The 18,190-nt window shown below is 56.9% G+C and carries 15 protein-coding genes and 3 pseudogenes; 11 read left to right on the top strand and 7 right to left on the bottom strand.

Translation table 11 applies throughout. The features are described 5' to 3' along the window. The 7 genes and pseudogenes from ACRY_RS06485 to ACRY_RS06470 all read left to right on the top strand — a co-directional run bounded on the left by ACRY_RS06485 (position 1) and on the right by ACRY_RS06470 (position 7,241). Entirely contained in the window at positions 1 to 660 is a 660-nt protein-coding gene (locus ACRY_RS06485) for a glutathione S-transferase family protein (protein WP_011941801.1), read from the top strand. Positions 661 to 662: 2 nt separating this feature from the next. Beyond that, positions 663 to 866: pseudogene (locus ACRY_RS06480) on the top strand (uracil-DNA glycosylase family protein); the annotation flags it as partial. A 233-nt stretch (positions 867 to 1,099) separates the two neighbouring features. Continuing rightward, complete coding sequence (locus ACRY_RS20575; protein ID WP_081432900.1) at positions 1,100 to 2,527, top strand: site-specific integrase; 1,428 nt, start codon at positions 1,100 to 1,102, stop codon at positions 2,525 to 2,527. Further along, a complete protein-coding gene (locus tag ACRY_RS19020) occupies positions 2,524 to 5,883 on the top strand; it encodes an integrase family protein (protein ID WP_011941798.1) in 3,360 nt (1,119 codons plus the stop codon). Before ACRY_RS20575 ends, ACRY_RS19020 begins: the two co-directional genes overlap by 4 nt. Before the next feature lie 34 nt (positions 5,884 to 5,917). Next, positions 5,918 to 6,082, top strand: coding sequence for a hypothetical protein (locus ACRY_RS19660; RefSeq protein WP_155856352.1), 165 nt, complete (start codon positions 5,918 to 5,920; stop codon positions 6,080 to 6,082). Positions 6,083 to 6,108: 26 nt separating this feature from the next. Further along, positions 6,109 to 6,378, top strand: a complete 270-nt coding sequence (locus tag ACRY_RS06475) for a hypothetical protein (RefSeq protein WP_043509103.1) — start codon at positions 6,109 to 6,111, stop codon at positions 6,376 to 6,378. Positions 6,379 to 6,527: 149 nt separating this feature from the next. Next, positions 6,528 to 7,241, top strand: a complete 714-nt coding sequence (locus ACRY_RS06470) for a hypothetical protein (protein ID WP_043509101.1) — start codon at positions 6,528 to 6,530, stop codon at positions 7,239 to 7,241. A gap of 405 nt (positions 7,242 to 7,646) precedes the next feature. Here the strand turns inward: ACRY_RS06470 and ACRY_RS06465 are convergent, their stop codons facing one another. After that, positions 7,647 to 8,678, bottom strand: a complete 1,032-nt coding sequence (locus tag ACRY_RS06465; RefSeq protein WP_011941795.1) for an IS110 family transposase — start codon at positions 8,676 to 8,678, stop codon at positions 7,647 to 7,649. Between the two features lie 93 nt (positions 8,679 to 8,771). Between ACRY_RS06465 and ACRY_RS19015 the strand changes: the two are divergent. After that, positions 8,772 to 9,688, top strand: a pseudogene (locus ACRY_RS19015) (IS3 family transposase); the annotation flags it as partial. 9 nt (positions 9,689 to 9,697) lie between these two features. Here the strand turns inward: ACRY_RS19015 and ACRY_RS06450 are convergent. Then, complete coding sequence (locus ACRY_RS06450; RefSeq protein WP_011941793.1) at positions 9,698 to 10,921, bottom strand: IS256 family transposase; 1,224 nt, start codon at positions 10,919 to 10,921, stop codon at positions 9,698 to 9,700. 57 nt (positions 10,922 to 10,978) lie between these two features. On the opposite strand from ACRY_RS06450, the pseudogene ACRY_RS20175 reads away from it, so the two are divergent. Further along, a pseudogene (locus ACRY_RS20175) lies at positions 10,979 to 11,272 on the top strand (integrase core domain-containing protein); the annotation flags it as partial. Between the two features lie 25 nt (positions 11,273 to 11,297). Continuing rightward, entirely contained in the window at positions 11,298 to 11,483 is a 186-nt protein-coding gene (locus tag ACRY_RS18100) for an IS1096 element passenger TnpR family protein (RefSeq protein WP_011941791.1), read from the top strand. A gap of 326 nt (positions 11,484 to 11,809) precedes the next feature. On the opposite strand, the gene ACRY_RS06440 is transcribed toward ACRY_RS18100, so the two are convergent. The 5 genes from ACRY_RS06440 to ACRY_RS06420 all read right to left on the bottom strand — a co-directional run bounded on the left by ACRY_RS06440 (position 11,810) and on the right by ACRY_RS06420 (position 15,983). Next, positions 11,810 to 12,712, bottom strand: coding sequence for a hypothetical protein (locus ACRY_RS06440; RefSeq protein ID WP_043509299.1), 903 nt, complete (start codon positions 12,710 to 12,712; stop codon positions 11,810 to 11,812). Continuing rightward, on the bottom strand, positions 12,712 to 13,506 hold the full coding sequence (locus ACRY_RS06435) for a hypothetical protein (protein ID WP_011941789.1): 795 nt from the start codon (positions 13,504 to 13,506) through the stop codon (positions 12,712 to 12,714). The genes ACRY_RS06440 and ACRY_RS06435 overlap by 1 nt, the downstream gene beginning before the upstream one ends. Then, on the bottom strand, positions 13,503 to 14,294 hold the full coding sequence (locus ACRY_RS06430; RefSeq protein ID WP_011941788.1) for an AbiJ-NTD4 domain-containing protein: 792 nt from the start codon (positions 14,292 to 14,294) through the stop codon (positions 13,503 to 13,505). Before ACRY_RS06430 ends, ACRY_RS06435 begins: the two co-directional genes overlap by 4 nt. A 118-nt stretch (positions 14,295 to 14,412) precedes the next feature. After that, on the bottom strand, positions 14,413 to 14,778 hold the full coding sequence (locus tag ACRY_RS06425) for a hypothetical protein (RefSeq protein WP_011941787.1): 366 nt from the start codon (positions 14,776 to 14,778) through the stop codon (positions 14,413 to 14,415). After that, complete coding sequence (locus tag ACRY_RS06420) at positions 14,775 to 15,983, bottom strand: IS256 family transposase (RefSeq protein ID WP_011941786.1); 1,209 nt, start codon at positions 15,981 to 15,983, stop codon at positions 14,775 to 14,777. The genes ACRY_RS06425 and ACRY_RS06420 overlap by 4 nt, the downstream gene beginning before the upstream one ends. Positions 15,984 to 16,347: 364 nt before the next feature. On the opposite strand from ACRY_RS06420, the gene ACRY_RS06410 reads away from it, so the two are divergent. After that, positions 16,348 to 17,601 (top strand): ISL3 family transposase, encoded by a 1,254-nt coding sequence (locus ACRY_RS06410; RefSeq protein ID WP_011941785.1) that lies wholly within the window; start codon positions 16,348 to 16,350, stop codon positions 17,599 to 17,601. The last annotated feature ends 589 nt before the right edge of the window (positions 17,602 to 18,190 follow it).

The following is an 18,190-nucleotide window of genomic DNA, read 5'->3' as shown; positions in this document are numbered from 1 at the left end:
ATGAATGACAACTCATCGGTCCTCTATATCGGCAGCCGCCGCTATTCCTCGTGGTCGTTGCGCGGGTGGCTGGCCGTGCGCCTTGCCGGCCTCGCGGTGGAGGAGCGGGTGATCCCGCTGGCGGGCGGGCACACGCCGGCGGTGAAGGCCGTCTCGCCCTCGGGCATGGTGCCGTTCCTCGAACACGAGGGGGCGCGGGTCTGGGACAGTCTCGCCATCATCGAGTATTGCGCCGAGATCGCGCCGCAGATCTGGCCGGCGGCGCGCATCGCCCGCGCCCATGCGCGCGCCATCGCCGCCGAGATGCATAGCGGATTCCGCGAACTCCGCCTCGCCATGCCGATGAACTGCACGCGCACGCTGGAGCCCGCCGAGCCGGCGCCGGCGGTGCGCGCCGATCTCGACCGGATCGAGGCGATCTGGGCGGAGACGCGCACGCGATTCGGCGCCGGCGGGCCGTTCCTGTTCGGCGCGGCGCTGACCGGGGCGGATGCGATGTATGCGCCGGTGGTCTCGCGGCTGCTGACCTACCGGCCGAAGGTCACTGCCACGACCGAAGCCTATCTGGCCGCCATTCGGGCGCATGAGCTGGTCGATGCCTGGTACCGGGACGCCGCCGCGGAGCCGGACGACTGGAAGATCGCCCGATACGAGACGTGACCATGACCCCCGACCCCGTCGTGGCGGGCGGGGCCGGCGCGACGGCGGGCGAGACGATCGACGACGTCGCCGCGGCGGCGCGGGCCTGCACGGTCTGCGCCGCGTCATTGCCGCTGGGCCCGCGCCCGGTGTTCCGCATCTCGGCCACGGCGCGCGTGCTGATCGTCGGGCAGGCGCCGGGGACGAAGGTTCACGCGAGCGGGATTTTTGATACCTACTTATACCTACTCTATGCTCAGACGTTGCGCTTTACATCCGACTGACATCTGCCAAACTATTGCTCGCCAAGTTGCGGAATCAGACCACCATTGTCCGGCGTATTGTCGAAGAGAACTCGCTGTGGTTCGCACTGTTTAGCTGGAGAAATCACCTATGCTAAATGTAATGAAGACCCAACGTCAGTCCACACAACCTGTTCTAAGTTATTTGTATTATCGTGATGCATAACTCCCAATCTGGATCCAAATGCTCAATCGCAACGCTCCCAATTCGTGAGATATCTGGACGAGTTTTGCCAATAATTTGCTTCGATAGCGGACATATATTTGGTTCCGCATTGCATCATGCTCTTCAATTAGCAAGAACCCGATCGATAGCAACGATCACAAATACAACACGTTCGATTGTTCTTTTGCTGGATTTTTATATAAGCACTGACGCGGACAACTTAGCATCTGATGGTGATAGACAACGTTTTTTGACGACTTTTGCGCTAGCTTTACAGAACGGAACGAGCGTCCCAGACGGGATCGACCCGACCGGACTCAATTGGAAGCCACGTTCACTTAGGGAATCACGACGCGTTTGGCAAAATTGTGAAAAATTTCTAATCGAATGTCGCCATTTCCCAAAAGGGCGCCACCCCATAGAAAACACTTGGCTGTTCACAACTGATTTGAGACTAAAAAAGTTGGCACGAACAACTTCGAAAAGTCTATCATTATTTGCTCATCTAAAATTTGGCGAACAAAATGGTATTGATTGGATACCGCGTTATTCTGGCATAGCAGCGAATCAGCGGCGGGCGATCGGATTTCCGACCGACAAAATTATGAAACTAATTACTACCACATTAGAAAATAACAGAGCAAGTAAGGCTGCTCGGCTCCGAGATGCACTAGCATTTATACTCCTAGCGTATGGCGGGATACGATCTAGTGAACTTTTTCATATATGGATCACGGATATAGTTTTGAACGACAGCGGTGCACGAGCATTTCTGCGCCATCCTTCGGATTACACAGTAAAACGCGCTGGAATGACAATAACTCGAAGATCGGAATTATCAGACCGATACAACCTCATACCACGACATATGATGGACCCATCTCATCCACTCCACGCTGGGTGGAAGGGAATAAGTTTTGACTATAATCACTCAGCGGTCGTGTATTGGATACCTCCAGTTATAGGTAAAATATTTGCAAATTTGCACATGTTGTGGGTATCCAAATTTCGACCCGTGGCTCCAGATCATCCGTATTATTTCACGTCGGTCGACATAGACGGCGATTTTGGCGGTCCTTGGACACGATCGGCGTTTCGCCGATCTTTCAAAGCGGCCTGTGCGCGGATTGGACTGCAGCTCGATCAGGCTAAAGGCATTTCCCCTCATGGCATGCGTCATGCGTACGGTATTGCTGCGACAACGCTAGGTCTCAGTCAATCCGCTATCCAGCAGATGCTTCACCATCGTCATCCCCTAAGTCAAGAGGTATATAAGCAGCAGTCATTTGACCAAGTAACGTCTCAAATACAGTATGCGTACGAGAACTTAAAATCAGAAACGTTAACGACGCCAAATTTCGATAGTTTTTTTTGGAAATCAGACCCACAGCGCCTATTCAATACATGGAGGCATTCATGAAACCAGCTGAACCCAACGATTTAGTAGCTTACGGATCCGAAAAAAGCACGATGTTTAGTGTTATCGATTCATCATATAAAGGAACCGAATACAATTTATCTACAACCCAAATATTAATTCGGGAAAATGCCTTAAAACATTTAGATGTCGCACGCGAAATTTACTATCAATATCGACAGAAGACACAGTTTTCCGAAAATCAATGGAAAGATTCCAGGAGAAAGAATTTAAGACTTCGCTATCTTAACCATTCTATGGATCCAAATATGTTAGATTATTACCCCGACACGTGGCTGAGTTTTTCAAAGGTATTGAATTCGACTGGCATTGATTATTTTTTTAACGAAACTGTATACTCACTTCTTTATAAAAAGAACAATATAAATGAAATTACGGAAGGAATTTACGCAGCAATCTTTAATACTCGTACTCAAAAATCAGATCGAACGCCGATCGCCGCGTTTACGGCTCTCTATTGCCTGCACGCTGCCGGATGTATCCTCTTACCGGTCGGCTGGATTTCATCCTACGGTGGAATACGCCTCGCCTGGCAAGGTTCACCAGAAACACTCAGCCTGCTTCTTGATCCTCCAGAGTCGCTATATCGAGATAATGTCCGATCCGAGCTTGAGGGAGCGTGGACAGTCCTCGGCGTGGACGCATCAAAGGGAACAAATCACAAACGACAACTCCGAGCCTACCGTAACCTGAAACTTCTCCTCCTGGCGGTTCCTCCTGGGACGTCGATTGGATCAGTCTCAGGCAGGATGTTTATAGACGCCGTACGAGTCATAGCCGATATGCGTGACAAGCTAGTCGAAATACAGACCACGGGCCGCGATCGCAACGTTTCAAATCTAAGGCTTATTTGGAATGCTATCCAACCCTATCGGGTACGCTATCCTGAGGCAAACGCAGAGACAAAAGAAGTACGAGATTTCGTCACATCCCATGTCTTTCACCGGGGAATCGACGCGCAACACAATTTAAATCTTAAACGCCGTGGCCACCAGATACGCAAGGAAGGTGATTTGCGATGGGTGCTTGATGAGGCGCCTTACCTTGCAGACATCGTGGAGCTTGGTCGAGAATATATTCAATCTGGAACCGCCTATATTACAGCGACCCTAGCACGCGGATTTGAGAAGCTCTTCGAATATTTAATAGATCGTCCCGACGAGATAAACTATCTCACTTCTCTTTCGCGTGACGATATCGCAGCGGGAAGCACATGCTGTAAAGATAATGGCGGTTTCCCCTCATATATCGATTACCTAAGAACATCGCAAGATATTCACCGTAATCAAAACAAAGGGAGTAACAAAGGCGAACGTTCTGATGATCGTATGAACCAGATACTTAGTTCTACCTATTCCTTTCTAGAATGGTATCGGGACAACAAAGATCAGTATTTTAATGTTCCTCTGTATCGGACTGATATTCCTGGCCAAACGCGCAGAGGTTGGAATAGCGGAAAAACAACGAAACTACCTGTTCCCGTACGTGTTTTAAATCTATGCCGTGAGATATTAACCGCCAATGATTACGAGTGGCCACGCTCTATAACAGACGACCATGTCGTTGTCACTAAACGAGACGGAAGATCGATTTCCGAGTGGTGCCCCGTCCGCTGCATTGCTCTGTATCTCTTATTTTCCATACCCATACGCGCAATGTCGCTCCGACGTCTCGACTCTGGCGAAGGTGATGAATTTATCTTTGATCGAGAAAGCGAATCTTGGACGAAGAACAAGTTAAATACTGCAGAAGCTGGACGCTCTGTAGGTGTTATTCATAGAATCATTGACTCTGATCTTAACGGCGCTTCTCTGGCTGGCCTTTTTATAAATTCAAATAAGACTCGGCATCCACAAAGGCGTGTTAGGCGAGGCCGAGGCCCAAATCTAGGTGCATTCGACTTCGGTTATGTGATTCCCTGGAATAATTTGGAGTTATTTAAACATATTGCCTATTGCCGAGACTGGCAGATCGAAAACAATCCAGTGTCATCTCCGCGGGGTCTTGACACCGTTTCAGATACGTCAATGCGCGTTACACCAACGATTGCCAAGGATCTACCCGGTTTCTATTTTTTATTCAGAGATCCAACTTTACGCAATGAACCAATTTCAAGTCATAAGCTTGGCGTCCTGTTTGCACGCGTACTTGAAGAGGCGGGACGTCGTTTATCTATCGAGGATGGAGCAAAGATATCACTTGATAATCTCTTTACTCTTCACAGTCTCCGCGTGGGCGGCATTACAGCTTTTATGAAAGCAGGCGTCCCACTTGGAGTGCTTACAGAATTTATTGCGGGTCATTCGACCGTTATCATGAATCTTTATTATCAAAAGTTCAGCGCTCCCGAACTGGATAAAATCATCTCTGATGCAGCGGCTAAGCTTCAAGCTGGCTCGCAAATTGAAGCAGACTTGTTAGATCGCATTTCACGCATTCGTGAGGATATCGCCGCAGACTCGAATGGAATGCTGGTTGGGCAAGGCCTGGTTTTCAATGATCGACAGGCACTCGAGACTCTCCGCAATTCGCAGGCTGGTTTAGCGATGGTGGATATTGATGGATGCTGTCCTGTTGGCGGTTCAATGTGCGACGTCGGTGGCCCACTAGTCGGTCTTGATGCGTATTCTCCTAATATCCTCGGCTCTTTCGGATGCCCAACCTGCAGATTTCACATAACAGGAGAACCATTTTTGCCCGGGATGGTAATCAAGGCAAACGAGGTTGTTTACAAACTTCGAGCACATGCGGAGGCAATTAGAGACGTTGAACAGCAGATAGCCGACGCTAAGACAAATTCAAAAGCTGGCCCACTCCGTGTGCTTCGAAGCCGCCTTGATGGTTTGAATTTGGCCACCGAAAATCTACTTGTTGAGTGGTCTGCCCGGGTCCAGGAAATACTGCTTTCAACTGGACAGCTCGTTAATAAGAAAAGCAACAGAACGCTCGAGGGAAAGGAACTGCGCTTACATGCGAAACCAACGGCGGCATTTGAGCAAGGCTCTGAATTCAAAGTCACCGAACTACTATCTAGAGCAGCTGACATTGTGCAGTTATCGCCGAATGTAGCTGATCAGGTAAAATTGCGGCGACGCATTTTCTTAGATCGCCTTCTAGGTGCCTCAGGCATTTCACCATTTTTATTCTCCTTAGATAAGGACTTAGCAAATAAGACTGGAACAATGCTAGTGAATTTTCTTGTTAACGCGATAGGCTGGGAGGGGCTTGACGCCGCAGTCAGCAATCAATCGAGCCTTCTTGAAATTGGGTTTACCATTGAACAACTAAAATCACTACGAAAATTATGCGATCCAAATGGCCTTCTGGATTTCTCTTAGTTGGTATTTAGCACCATGATTATTATATTGTGGAGTGCGCGTTGGTAAGGGCAAGGCGGCCCAGCGCTACATCGTCACGGTCAATGAGACCGAGGCGAAAATGGACAGGGTGAACCGCCAGGCCATCATCGACGAGCTGCAGGCCCAGCTGGACACCCGCATTAACCCTATGAAGGTTGTTGAATTCGTGATTCACTGAGGCGGTCGTGAATTGGAGGCGGGTTGATGGAGGCGTGGTCGCTGTTCGGGCTTTCGCAGCATCTTGAGCGTCTGAGCAAGATCGGGGACCCGCTGGAGGTTCTGGAAGCGACGGTCGATTTCGAGCATTTCCGTGGCTGGCTGGTTGAAGGGCTGGGCTACGGGGACGGAGCCAGGGGCGGCCGCCCGCCCTTCGACCCTGTTTTCGATGTTCAAGGCGACGGCAACGGTATCGTTGGTAGAACTAAACAATGCTTGGGAAGCCACCGCTGCCAATCTTACCGGGCCTCTGGTTAGAGCTGTCGGCTTGAGACATATCATTAATGCCACCTGGTTCTTGGACCAGGAAAGAATGTGGGCAAACCGGCGATGAGCCTGAACCGATTACGGGCCGGCGCCGGCGCGGTTTCAGGGCTTTATGCCTGGGATTAACAGGACCATCGGCCATGAACAGAAATGAGAAGATTGACCCGTTCACGTTGATTGCCATCCCGCCCGAGGGCGAGCTGTTGGCGGGTTTCGTAGAACGCTATGCCAGAGCCACATGTGAGCGGATCTTGCCGTCGTTAGCATTGACCGTTGAGGAACGGCAGGAGCTAATCCGCCAAGATTTGGAACTCCACGAACAGATGCGGCAGGACTCTAGGCGATATGAAATTGGTGCAGCGGAGAATTGGCAATATGCCAACCCTGAAGGCTCTTTCGACATGGGCTTAAACTCGACAAGCTATGCTGAAATGGAAGCGCATGCCCTGCAGATTCACATCCTCGGTTTGGCGTTTGCCGGTCTCTTTCATATTTTCGAGCGGCAACTGGTCATGATCCTGCATCGACTTGATTACAGACGCCAAGGCGGCGTTATGAAGCTTATACCCGCGAAAGACAGGCATAAATTCGTCGGATATAAGCTGGCTTTGGACATTGGAGGGTATCCTATCTCCGGCGACACCGAGACCTTCGTAGAAAGGCTTCGTTTAATTGCCAATATCATGAAGCACGGCACTGCGGGGTCTATTCTGAGCTTGCATAGCAAATTCCCAGAGATGTTTTGGCTTGGCTCAACCAAATTAGATATCGAAACAATACAGTTGACGCCGGGTCTTCTGCTTGAGACAGCTGCAGCATTAGCACGATATTGGAGGGAGTTTCCCCATGCCTGAAAACAATGAAACAGACAACCAAACGACTGCTTCTGATCGCAGAGAAAAAAGTTTCATCCTACCTGCTGAATATCGGATTTTGAGACAAGCTAATCCATCCGGAACCAACAGACTGTCGCAAGCGCAATCATGACACTAAGAGTCCTCTCTGATTGGGGTTATTGGTGTCAAGCTGTTCCTCTTTTCGCAGGCCATTCCCGTAGGTCACTCGCTTCTCTCCGCGGTCGGCGCGTGGCCGCCGCATGATGGGATCAGGAGGATGAGGTGTCTCAATCTGTTTCGCGACCTCCGCGGCATACATCCAGTCGCGGGGATCCGGACTCTCAACGAGATCACCTCGTCCATCGTCCCCACGGGAACGACACTGACTCCGCCCTCGTCAGGCGGAAGCTGCAACTCCTTTTCTCATGCTACGGTGGCCTGTTTGCCCCAGCAGAACTCGCTGCCATCGATCCACATGCGATGCAGGATCACCGCCAGCTTGCGCGCCACAGCGACGCGGGCGCGCGCCATGCCCCGGCGCTTGGCCACGTTCATGCCCCATGCCCGCAGCGCCGACCATTTGGTGCTGCGGATCAGCAACGAATGGGCTGCCTCGTACAGCGCCGTTCGGGCCAGTTCGTCACCACATCGGCTGATGCGGCCCTGCACGTCGGTTTCGCCGGACTGGTAGCGTCGCGGCGTCAGGCCAAGATGCGCGCCGACATCGCGCGACCTTCGAAAGCGGTCCGGTTGGTCGATCGTGGCACGGAACGCCAACGCCGTCAGCGGGCCGACGCCCGGCACTGTCATAAGCCGCCTGCATGTTGGCTCCACGCGCACCTCGTCGAGCACGCGCCTGGTCAGCCGCTCCACCTCCCGGGTCATTGTCTCGACAGCGGCCAGCAGCGATCCAGCCAGGCTCACCAGCACCGGGTCATCCGCTACCAATTCACGCACGCGAGCTCCAAAGTCCTTGCGGCTTGGCGTACCAACCTTCAACCCGACCTCGCGCAGCAACGCCCGAATGCCGTTCTCGACATCACGACGCTTGTTCAGCAGCATCCGCCGCGCCGTCAGCAACGCGCGCCAGGAGCGGCAGGGCGGGCTTTTCACATGCACCGCACGATACCATCCGGTGCGCATGATCTGCGCGATGCCGCGCGCGTCGTTGCGGTCGGTCTTGTTCGGCATCGCACCCATCGCGGCCTTCGCCTGACGCGCTTCGATACAGATCGCCGGAATGCCAGCATCCGAAAGCCCCGCTTGCAGCCAGGCCGTCAGCGAGCACGCCTCCAGACCGACCCGCGCCATCTCCATCCCGGATGCCCCGAAGAAGGCGACCAGCGCCTCCGGCTCGCTGGCAACCCGCGCTTCACGCACAATTCCACCCGTCCCATCGACCACGCAGACCGCGGTCTCTTCCAACGACACATCCAACCCGGCAAAGTATTCCACGGCTGCTCCTCCTCGATGCTTGTGGCCGTGGTCTGAGCCCGTGGATTTCCTCCAGGAATGAGTAGAGTCCGCCCCATCAGGGAGACGGACGATATGAAGAGCAGTCGGTTTAGCGAGGAGCAGATCATCGGCATCCTCAAAGAGCAGGAGTCGGTGATGTCGACGGCGGAGGTCTGCCGTCGACACGGGATCAGCTCCGCGACGTTTTACAAGTGGAAGGCCAAGTTCGGCGGGTTGGAAGTCTCGGACGCCCGGCGGCTCAAACAGCTGGAAGACGAGAACGCTCGGCTCAAGCGGCTGCTGGCGGACGCCGTGCTGGACAACGCCATGCTCAAGGAAATTGCGTCAAAAAAATTCTAGCGCCCAGCCATAAGCGGGAGGCGGTAGCTCATCTTCAGACCCTGTTCGAGGTGAGCCAACGCCGGGCCTGCGATGCGCTGGGCGTGGATCGGACCACGGTGCGGTATCAAAGCCGCCGCCCGGATGATGCGGAGGCTCGCGAACGCATGCGCGTGCTTGCGGGCGAGCGCCGTCGATTTGGCTATCGGCGCCTGCACTGGCTGCTCAGCCGCGAAGGAATTTCCATGAACCACAAGAAGTTTCGGCGCCTTTACCGCGAAGAACGTCTTCAGGTTCGCCGTCGCGGCGGGCGAAAGCGGGCCTTGGGCACACGATCTCCGATGACCATTCCGCAGGGCTGCAATCAGCGCTGGTCGCTGGATTTCGTCTCCGACGCCCTGACATGTGGGCGCAGGTTTCGGATCTTCGCCGTCGTGGACGATTTCAGCCGCGAATGCGTTCGCTTGATCGCCGACACGTCAATTTCGGGCGCCCGGGTGGCACGCGAGTTGGATATGGCGATCACTGAGCGCGGGGCGCGCCCGCTCATGGTGGTCAGCGACAACGGCACTGAGCTCACCAGCATGTCGATCCTGCGCTGGTCGAAAGAGCGGAACGTGGAATGGCATTACATCGCGCCGGCAGTGTCAGGAATTCCGTGTATGGGCGGCGGTTGAACATCAGGCCGCCAGGGCCCTTACGAAGCGGTCGCCGAAGATGACGGCGAACTGAGCCTTTGCCATAGCCCATTCTCGAGGTGGCATCACCCACTCTTTTTCGGAGCGGTTCAGGATCAGATAGAGCAGCTTGGCCGCGGCCTCATCGCTGGGGAAATGGCCGCGCACGCGGATGGCCCGGCGCAGCTTGGAATTCAAAGCTTCTATGGCGTTCGTTGTATAAATGATCCGACGAACGTCGCCCGGAAAGCCGAAAAAAGGGATGACTTCCTGCCATACCCGGCGCCAGCTCTGGCCGATGGCGGGGTATTTCTGGCCCCATGGACCGGCCTCGAAATCGGCGAGAGCGGCCTCGGCGGCCCTGGCATCAACGGCCCGGTATATGTCCTTGAGCGCGGCCGCGACCGCCTTGCGGTCCTTGTAGGATACGAAATCCATCGAATTCCGGAGCAGATGGACGATGCAGGTCTGCACGATCGTCTCGGGAAAGACGGCCGTGATCGCCTCCGGGAACCCCTTGAGGCCATCGACCACCGCCAGCAGGATGTCCTCGACGCCGCGGTTCTTCAGCTCGTTCATCACGCGCAGCCAGAATTTGGCGCCTTCGTTCTGCTCGATCCACATCCCGAGTACGACCTTCGTCCCGTCGGCCATAACCCCCAGCGCGATATGGATCGCCTTGTTACGGACCACGCCCTCGTCGCGGATCTTCACCCGGATGGCATCGAAGAATACCAGCGGATAGACCGGGTCCAGCGGACGCTGCTGCCAGGATGTCACCTCGTCCAGCACCGCATCCGTGATCGTGCTGATCAGCTCCGCCGAGGCATCCATGCCGTAGATCTCGCGCAGATGTTCCGCGATCTCCCGGGTGCTCATCCCCCGCGCATACATCGAGATGATCTTGTCATCGAAGCCTGGAAACCGGCGCTGGTATTTGGCGATCAGCTGCGGATCAAAGCTGCCCGCACGGTCTCGCGGGATCGCAATCTCGATCTTCCCCGTGCCGGTCGACACCGACTTGCGGCCATAGCCGTTGCGGCTGTTCTCCGCCTCCGCTTCGTCACTCAGATGGTAATCCATCTCCGCGCTCAGGGCCCGCTCCGCCAGAGCCTTCTTCAGCGTGTTCACCAGATCCCCGGAATTCAGCGCTGCCGCCGCGTCTCCCCCAGCCAGAAGCTGGTCCAGCAATTCGTCCGGGATCGCCGGCGCTCTCCGTCGTGCCATATGGGTCTTCCTTTCTACCCACTATGCCACTCACACACGAAATTCAGGACACTGCCCATCGCGCCCGGCAAGCCCCAGCAAAACGGGTTCGTCGAGAGCTTCAACGCCCGGCTCCGGGACGAGTGTCTGAACGAGACCTTGTTCACGAGCCTGCCTCAAGCGAGGTCCGTGCTGGCCGCCTGGCGTCACGACTATAATCATCACCGCCCCCATTCGAGCCTGGGCAACAAAACCCCGGCAGAGGTGGCGGGAAAAATCAGCGGCGCGCCGGGTTGGGGGTTAACCCCCAACCCGCCTGTTGCACCTACGCCCAATCGTGGGCATCACTCGGGGATGAGACTCTACTCCTGAATGGCGGGAACTTGGGGCTCAGACCATGCGCTTACACTCCGTCCGCATTGAGCGCATTACCGATGCGGTGCCAGGCATGACCTACCCCTGCCTGGTGGAGGCAACAGGGCGCTGCCCACCGGAGGATGTGGGCGGTCCCTGGGGCTACCGCGAGTTCCTCGACGTCATCGCCGATCCTGACCACGAGGAGCACGCCGAACAACTCGAATGAATCGGTGGCGCCTTCGACCCAACCACCGTCGATCTCCAGAGGCTCACCAAGGCGGTCGACAGCCTGGCAAAGAAGTGGACGCGCAAGCCATCAGCGCCTCGGAAGCGGGCAACCTGATCCCACGGTCCTTGCCGGATGGTTACGTCAAAGCAACATTGCCGATCCGACAGCGCTTACGCTTGACAGTGCTCATGATCAGCTGATGCGGTGTCGATGACGTGCGGCTACTCCACCGCCATGGCGGTATAGTTGAGACCATCCTCGAGCGTGAAGCGGTCGCCTTCGTGCGATCAAGGCGTGATTCGCGGTACCCACCCCGCCGTACGTTACGTTTTCCCGGACTTGCCGATGAGGTGTAACTTACCTGTCTGGATCAGCCCGGCATGAAGAGACACAATCTCCCCGGCAAGCGCATGTAGTTGGTTTACCACGCGCCGGAAGCGTTTCGGCTGCGTGATCTCCCAATCCTGGGGCACCCAACGGCGATCAACATTCTTTTCCGTCGGAAATGTCTCCGCAGCGATAACCTCAAGATACTCGTCCGCCTTCACCCACAGCTTCAACTTCGCCGTCTCGATCTCGGGCGTGAGAAACTCCCGCTCAGGCTTGTTCCATTCGCAATAGAACTCACGCAGCGGATCGAGCTTCGCATCGGGGAACGAGAACCCGGCCATATTGTGATGGTCGATAAATCCGATAACGCCGTTCGACGAAAGGAGGCTGGATAGCTCATCGAATAGCTTCTGGTCATGCTCCCGCACCGGGTTTGTGGGCGGCCTGAACTGCGGAAAGTGCTTGAAGAACACCGCGTCGTCACCCGCAAGGTCCTGGCAGATGTCTTCCCAGAACAGAATAGCTACCGGAAACTTGTTCGCTTTCTTTCTGCGCTGGGAAATGAGTCGCACTTTTCCCTGTATAGCAACGTCGCGCTTCGCCGTAGTGGCGATGTAAAGAGCATCGATAGGAGGCTGAAAGCTCTCTGCCTGCGTGATTTCAGATTCGATGGTGGCGATAGTAACGCCGTCCACCGTGTTTTTGCCCTGGACAGCGATATGCCGCCCGTCAGCGGCATGCCCGAAGATATCTACGCCATCCTGGCGCTGGCCCTGTCTGCCGTGGCGGTACAGGTCGGTCGAGTTCCATCGCAACTTGGCAGCCGAAAGCGCAATCTCTTCGAATTCATCCCATGAGCGGGGCGGCGGCAGCACCAATCCTGCGATTGTCGGCATCAGGTTAGCGCCCATACTGCGAGCGCAAGCCCGATGATGCTGGCCAAACCGGCCAACACCTGAAACATCCTGTTCTCGGCCATCCAGATCAGCGGTGTCCGCACCCTGCCGCCGTGCATCTCCCACCAGGTGGTATTGGTCTTCAGATTGCGGTCATGCGCGCGGCCTGCGATGTTGGCGATCACATCGACCTTGCGCAGTGTTGATTGGTGGAGCGCGGCGAAGTTACGCTCTTCGAATGCTTTGGCCTCTTCGGCCCCGTTCAGGAAGTCGCGCGGCGCGATATGGTTCTTGGCGAGCAGTTTTTCCATGCGGGGATGATCGATATAGCCGACGCCATAGATGTCGATCAGCAGTCGGGACAGGTCGGACTTCTTGTCATCCTCGACAAGATAAGCAGGCTCTTCACCCAGCACGCGGAACCGGTGTTCGATGGCCTGAAAGCCGTAATTTACGTCACGCATGTTCCAATGAAGGTACTTCATGCCGCGGTGGCTGCCGAGATGGCCGAAGAAGGCTGCGAGCATCTCCTTCTCAAGATCATCGTAATGCTGCTCGATTTGGCTGAACGGAATGCGCCGCCGCTCGGCCACCTGATGGATCGAGAACGAGACCGTCTGAGCGGAATCGAGTTTGCGCAGCGCTACTGACGTGATCCGTGGAGAACGCCCTTCAACCCGGTCATAGAAGCTCTCGCAGGAATAATGAATGACCCAGACATTTTCGGCGTCGGCGAAGAGTCTGTCGAGCGCGGTTAGAGCGATCCTTTGCCTTACCGGGTCGGGCGCTGTCATGACTGGCCCCGCTTTGTGAGAAACGTACACACGGCGCAGGCCACGCTGACGACAAGCTCGGCCTCTTCCGATGAAACCGCCTGTCCCTCGCGGACATGACGCGCGCGTTCCGACGCATAGCCCCAAAGCTTCTCGAGCGCCGTATCCAAGGGTGGTGTGAGCGCAAGGCGAGGCACGAGACGCCCCAACGTGAGGTTCGGCTCTCCCGTCACATCGCGGGCAGTGCATTCGAGAGCGGCGATGGAGTGCTGAATTGCGCCGGTCACATCCGGCATTGGTCGCCGAGAGATGTCGGCCAGCGCCTCGTGAACCTCATTTGCCGCCGCGTTACGCCCGGTCTGCACAAGACTCGCGGCGGCCTGGCGGGTGGCCTCCATGAAAATTTCGGAGCCGCGATAGACGATCCGTCCGTCGGTCATCTGCCAGCCGATGCCGTTTTCGCGAAAAAACTCGCTGAGGCGGTCCTGAAATACGGATGCGCGGTGAGGATCGTACTGCGCGAACGCCGCATAAAGTGCTTCGGCAATGTCATAAACATTGAACCAAGGGCAGTCGGCAATGAGCCCGTTAACCTCCTCCCAGATGTTAGGGTAGTCAGACCAGTTCGACGGGTCAGGTCGGACCAGCAAAACGGCGCAGATCGCCCTGCGCATCGTGCTGGGACTCATCCCGGCATCCTGCGCGATCAGCGGAATGGCGAAGCGCAGTCCTTCCGGCGCTTCCTGACGAACGGTGATATCTTGTTCGATCCCGCGATACCCATGACGATTGGAGAAGCGATCCGGCATTTATCTGTTTCCCGCCATGTTAGAGAAACTGCCGGTAGCCGGACGCGGGCGAAGTGAAGCTCTGGAGCCACCAGTGGTTGCCCAGGAAATCCGGTCCGATGAACGGTCCAGACGCGCGTCACGCATTGGCCCGCCGATCATAGGCGAGCTGGGAAAGCTCCTTCAGGACCTCCGATTTTGACGTGATGTCGGCCTTTGTCAGTCGGACCCGATACAGACCCCATCTCTTGTTGTATTCGAGCGTGTCCAGCCCGGCTTCGTCGATCTTGGTATCAAGCTCTTCCGTCTGAGGTAGCTTGAGTTCGAAATTGAGCTGATTCTTTTTGGCCTCCTCGACGCCGCGAGTGGAACTTCGGCGGTTCCTGAAAGTGGCGTGACCACCACCGCAGGTAGCAGCCCTGCCACGCTGGGGCCAGTTTCTTGGTTCGATAGCGTCCGTCAATGTGGTGGAAATTCTGGTGTAGCTGAAGCGGCCAATGGTCACGCGGCGACGGTGGAAATTCGTGGTGTATCGGCATCGATGGCGGGTGCCATGAGTTCGACCATTCCCTCGATCTGCATATAGCGGTTCTGTGACTGCCATTCGTCGTTGGCCTCGAGCAGCACGGCCCCGATCAGGCGGATGATTGAACCTTCATTGGGAAAGATGCCGACGACATCGGCGCGGCGCTTGACCTCCTTGTTCAGGCGTTCGAGCGGATTCGTCGAGTGAATTTTGGTTCGGTGCTGGGCGGGAAAGTCCATGTGCGCCAGCACGTCGGTTTCACTGTCGTCGATGAACGCGCCAAGTTTTGGCCATTTGCCCCGGAGCTGGTCGGCCACATGGCGCAGGGTCTGGCTGGCACTGACGCGATCCGGCTGGATAAACGCCTGACGCAACGCTGCAGACACCATGCTCTGCTGCCCCTTCGGCACATAGGACAAGGCGTTGCGCATCCAGTGAACGCGGCATCTTTGCCAGGATGCCCCCATCACCCGGCGGATCGCCGCCTTCAACCCTTCATGAGCATCGGAGATCACCAGTTTCACCTCACGCAACCCACGGCGGACCAAGCTCTTGAGAAAGGTCGACCAGAAGGTCTCCGCCTCGGACGGGCCGATGTGCAGGCCGACGATCTCGCGCCGACCGTCGGTGTTCACCGCCACTGCGATTATCGCCGCAACTGAGACGATCCGCCCACCTTCGCGCTGCTTGAGATAGGTCGCATCCAACCACAGATACGGCCACTCGCCGGCGAGTGGCCGGTCGAGGAAGGCGTTCACCCTCTCATCGATGTCCTTGCACAGTTTCGAGACCGTGCTCTTGCTGATCCCCGTCAGCCCCATGGCCTGCACCAGCTCGTCTACCCGCCGGGTCGAGACGCCGCCAATCCAGGCTTCCTGGATGACCGCGGCCAGCGCCTTCTCCGAGGTCCGGCGAGCTTCCAGGAACGGCGGGAAGTAGCTCCCCTGCCGCAGCTTCGGGATCCGAAGCTGCAAGCTGCCAAGCCGCGTGTCCAATGCGCGTTCCCGGTAGCCGTTGCGATAGGTCGCGCGCTCGCCGCTGCGCTCGTAGCGGCTGGCGCCGATCAGCCCATCCACATCCGTCTCCATCAGCAGTTGAACCACCGCCTCCGCAACGCTGCGCAGAAAATCGCCGTCCCCGGCTTTGGCCAGTAGCTCAGCCAGTGGTAATCTATCTTCGGTCATCGGGTTCTCCAGGCTTCAGGTTGAAGTCTCGCAACTCCACCATAGCCGACTGATCCGATGGCCACCTCAAACTACACCGTTACACGGCCCAAAAGTCCACCACGACCCCGGACACTACCCTTGGTTCGGCTGGAGTGCCGTTTCTTCGTCCCGGCCTGATCGTGCGCGGGGCGTCGTGCACAGCCGCGGTCAAGAATGGCCGCAGGCCATCGCGTAGCGACGCGCAGCGTTCTTGACGGCGGCGAGCACGGCGCCAGTCTTGAGGCAGACGGGCCGAGCAGCCGCATCCCGCAGTCCGATCGCGCATTGGCGCGGCATGCGGTGCCAGCCCGCACGGGACACTCTGATTGCGCGGAGCACCGCCATGGCAAGCAGCGACATCTTCACCCTCGGCCTCGGACTGACCCCACCCTGGCGCGTGGTCGACCAGCGGTTGGAAACCGACTACCAGCCGCATGAGTTGCATCTGGCCGTCGCCGCCGACCCAGGCGCCCGCTTCCCCTGCCCAACCTGCGGCCGGCTGTGCAAACCGCACGACTGGAAGGAACTGAGCTGGCGGCACCTCAACTTCTTTCAGCACGCCTGCATCATCGAGGCCCGTGTGCCACGCACCGACTGTCCGGAGCACGGCGTACTCCGCATTGCTGTGCCTTGGGCACGTCCCGACAGCGGCTTCACGCTGTTGTTCGAGCAGGCCGCGCTGGCTCTGATGCGCGAGATGCCGGTTGCCGCTGCCGCGCGCATCATCGGCGTCACCGCCCAGCGGCTGTGGCGCATTCTGCGGTACTATGTCGGCCGGGCGATCGAGCGGCTCGATCTCAGCGGGGTCGAGGCGATCGCACTCGACGAAACCGCGGCCAAGCGAGGCCACAGCTACGTCACCGTGTTCATTGACCTCGATGCGGCCGAGCGCCCGGTGCTGTTCGTCACCCCCGGAAAGGGTAAGGAATGCATGACCGCCTTCCGGGCCTTCCTGGCGGAGCACGGCGGCGAGGCCCGCCGCATCGCTGAGGTGGTGTGTGACATGTCGGCGGCCTTCCTTGCTGCTGCGGCGGAGAGCTTCCCGCAGGCCTCGGTCACCGTGGACTGGTTCCACGTCGTGCAGATCTTCACCACCGCGGTCGAGCAGGTGCGGCGCGCCGAGGCGCATCAGCACAACCTGCCCAAGGGGGTACGCTGGGCCACGTTGAAGCGACCGGAAAACCTGACCATGGCCCAGCGGCAGGCGCTCGACCAGTTGGAGAACAGCGGCTTCGCCACAGCCGAAGCCTATCGCGCCAAGGAGATGCTGCGCTGGGTTCGCCTGGCCGCAACGCCACAGGCCGCGCGCTGGCGGCTGACCAACTTCCTCAACCACGTCACCGCCCGGCTGGACGATCCCGACCACCTGCTCGATCCTGTTCGACAGGCCGTCGATACCGTACGGCGCAATGCCAAGCGGATCATTCGACGCTGGAAGTCAGGCCATTCCAATGCCCGCCTCGAAGCGCTCAATGGGCTGTTCCAGGCAGCCCGCGCTCGCGCCCGAGGCTATCGCAACACCGCTACCTTCGCGTGCATCATCTACCTGCTCGGCGCGCCCATCAACGCCATGCTCGACGTCTTCCATTCCACTTGAGACGTCGAAGAGCCTCTTTTTGGGGCGGAAGGTGACAAAATTATAGGGCTGGCCGTCCTTTTCCAGGCCAATGTAGAATTTGTTGTATTTGAGATTGAGGCTGGGATCGAACCCGCGAAGAATCTCCTGCATCTGGTCGACCAGGGCCACCGTCGCTTTCGTCGCACGCTTCTCCCAATATGCCCGGTCTGTGGGTGCGGCCTCGGCGTCTTCGTCTTCATCGACCAAGCCGCGAGAGAGTTCGTCCACGACTTTGGTAAATACCAGTGTGAGATTTTCTCCAACCTTGAGCGCCTGCATCTGAATGGCAATCAAAGGCATCGTGCCATTGAACAGCGAAATCACATTCAGGAAGCGACTGGTAATGTCCTCTGCGACAAGAACGGCGCAGTGGTCATATTGGGGGTAGCGTTTCTTCTCGATGTCCCAATACTCAATCGTGCGGATGATGTGTGCTCCATCTGTGGGACCGAGTTGAATCTCGACTTCATAGCGGCGCTGCGTGTCGGGGTCCTGAAGAAGAAGGTCCAGACGGCCCGCGCGCGGCTGGATGCGTTCTATGTCTCTGAGAACAAGATCGCCAAGGCCA

The sequence above is a fragment of the Acidiphilium cryptum JF-5 genome, from assembly GCF_000016725.1.
GTDB lineage: Bacteria > Pseudomonadota > Alphaproteobacteria > Acetobacterales > Acetobacteraceae > Acidiphilium > Acidiphilium multivorum.
This window is presented reverse-complemented; position numbering and strand designations above follow the sequence as displayed.

What these genes read in the sequence shown, in the direction of transcription:
- ACRY_RS06485 (WP_011941801.1), top strand. Translation starts at nt 1, where the DNA reads ATGAATGACAACTCATCGGTCCTCTATATCGGCAGCCGCCGCTATTCC.
- ACRY_RS20575 (WP_081432900.1), top strand. Translation starts at nt 1,100, where the DNA reads ATGCATAACTCCCAATCTGGATCCAAATGCTCAATCGCAACGCTCCCA.
- ACRY_RS19020 (WP_011941798.1), top strand. Translation starts at nt 2,524, where the DNA reads ATGAAACCAGCTGAACCCAACGATTTAGTAGCTTACGGATCCGAAAAA.
- ACRY_RS06475 (WP_043509103.1), top strand. Translation starts at nt 6,109, where the DNA reads ATGGAGGCGTGGTCGCTGTTCGGGCTTTCGCAGCATCTTGAGCGTCTG.
- ACRY_RS06470 (WP_043509101.1), top strand. Translation starts at nt 6,528, where the DNA reads ATGAACAGAAATGAGAAGATTGACCCGTTCACGTTGATTGCCATCCCG.
- ACRY_RS06450 (WP_011941793.1), bottom strand. Translation starts at nt 10,921, where the DNA reads ATGGCACGACGGAGAGCGCCGGCGATCCCGGACGAATTGCTGGACCAG.
- ACRY_RS18100 (WP_011941791.1), top strand. Translation starts at nt 11,298, where the DNA reads ATGCGCTTACACTCCGTCCGCATTGAGCGCATTACCGATGCGGTGCCA.
- ACRY_RS06440 (WP_043509299.1), bottom strand. Translation starts at nt 12,712, where the DNA reads ATGCCGACAATCGCAGGATTGGTGCTGCCGCCGCCCCGCTCATGGGAT.
- ACRY_RS06435 (WP_011941789.1), bottom strand. Translation starts at nt 13,506, where the DNA reads ATGACAGCGCCCGACCCGGTAAGGCAAAGGATCGCTCTAACCGCGCTC.
- ACRY_RS06430 (WP_011941788.1), bottom strand. Translation starts at nt 14,294, where the DNA reads ATGCCGGATCGCTTCTCCAATCGTCATGGGTATCGCGGGATCGAACAA.
- ACRY_RS06420 (WP_011941786.1), bottom strand. Translation starts at nt 15,983, where the DNA reads ATGACCGAAGATAGATTACCACTGGCTGAGCTACTGGCCAAAGCCGGG.
- ACRY_RS06410 (WP_011941785.1), top strand. Translation starts at nt 16,348, where the DNA reads ATGGCAAGCAGCGACATCTTCACCCTCGGCCTCGGACTGACCCCACCC.